General features: G+C 70.3%; 1 protein-coding gene. It reads left to right on the top strand.

The features are described 5' to 3' along the window. Window positions 1-121: 121 nt before the first annotated feature. Window positions 122-1,501, top strand: a complete 1,380-nt coding sequence (locus tag QYM41_RS17470) for an IS1380 family transposase (RefSeq protein ID WP_368801041.1) — start codon at window positions 122-124, stop codon at window positions 1,499-1,501. Window positions 1,502-1,642: the final 141 nt, after the last annotated feature.

The following is a 1,642-nucleotide window of genomic DNA, read 5'->3' as shown; positions in this document are numbered from 1 at the left end:
AGCCTGGATGCGCCGATGTTGAGGGCGCGGTGGGTGAGTCCTGACAGACGAATGCCCTTCTTGCTTGGGACGATGGGAGTTCTTCAGGCTTCCACGTCACCCAGCAGAAGGGCACCCGGTAGTGCGAGTTTCTCACAGCTTCTCGGCCGATTTCGATGACCCCAATCTCGTGTCCGCCGCCGGGCTTGTCCCGGTGATGGACCTGGCCCAGGAGACCGGGCTGCACGAGCTGGTCGCCGACCGTCTCACGGTGCCGGGCCCGGCCGGGTCCAACGCGGCCGCGAAGGTCCCGGCGCTGGTGGCGGGCATGGTCGCCGGGGCCGACAGCATCACCGACATGGGCCTGCTGCGCCACGGGGGGATGAGCCGGCCCTTCACCGCGGGCCGGGCCCCGACCACCCTGGGCACGCACTTGCGCGCCTACACCTTCGGTCACGTCCGCCAGCTCGACGCGGTCGCCTCCCGCCTGCTGGCCAACCTCGCCGACCGGGTTCCGGGGGTGGTGGCCGGGGCCGATCAGGTCGCCTACCTCGATGTCGACGACACCATCCGGGCCACCCACGGCTACGCCAAGCAGGGCACCGGCTACGGCTATTCCGGGGTGCGGGGACTCAACGCGCAGCTGGCCACGCTCTCGACTCCGACGGCGGCGCCGGTGGTCGCAGCCACGAGGCTGCGCCGGGGCTCGGCGGCCTCGGCACACGGGGCGCCACGGCTGATCGGCGAAGCGATCGCCACGGCCCGGCGGGCCGGGGCCACCGGGACGATCACAGTACGGGCGGACTCGGCGTACTACAACCGGGACGTGGTCGCCGCCGTACAAACGGGCGGGGCGCGATTCTCGATCACGGCGCGGATGGACCCGGCCGTGACCGCGGCGATCAGCCGAATCCCGGAGGAGAGCTGGACTGCGATCCAGTACCCCAACGCGATCTTCGACGAAGAGGAAGGTCGGTGGATCTCCGACGCCGAGGTCGCCGAGGTCCCCTACACGGCTTTCACCTCGAGGCGGAAGGCCGAGCACGTCACCGCACGGCTGATCGTGCGCCGGGTGCGGCGCCTGAACCCGTCCACCGCCCCGGCCGGGCAGGACGAGCTGCTCACGGCCTACCGGCATCACGCGGTGTTCACCGACTCGCCCCTGAGCACGCTCGAGGCCGAGGCCTCCCACCGCGACCACGCGATCGTCGAACAAGTCATCGCGGACCTGAAGAACGGGCCGCTGACGCACCTGCCCTCGGGAGTGTTCACGGCCAACGCCGCCTGGCTGGTGTGCGCGGCGATGGCCTTCAACCTCACCCGGGCGGCCGGAGTGATCGCCTCCACCACCCACGCCCGCGCCAGGACGGCCACGATCCGCACCCAGCTCATCCAGGTGCCGGCGCGGATCGCCAACCACGCCCGCCGGTGGCGGCTGCACCTGCCCACGCACTGGCCCTGGCGCACCGCGTGGGAGAACCTCTTCGAGCGCGCCCACAGGACCGCTACCGCAATCGCCTGATCATCCGTCCCTGACCGCACGAGCGAGGACTTTCAAGTGGAAAAGCCGGGCAGACCGGCGACCCCCGCACGCCCAAAACCAGAAACCGCCGGATTTACTGTGATCAGCTCACCGGAAAATCAACGTCGGCGCATCCAGGCT

It is taken from the genome of Kocuria oxytropis, assembly GCF_040981195.1.
GTDB classification, from domain to species: Bacteria; Actinomycetota; Actinomycetes; order Actinomycetales; family Micrococcaceae; genus Kocuria; species Kocuria oxytropis.
This window is presented reverse-complemented; position numbering and strand designations above follow the sequence as displayed.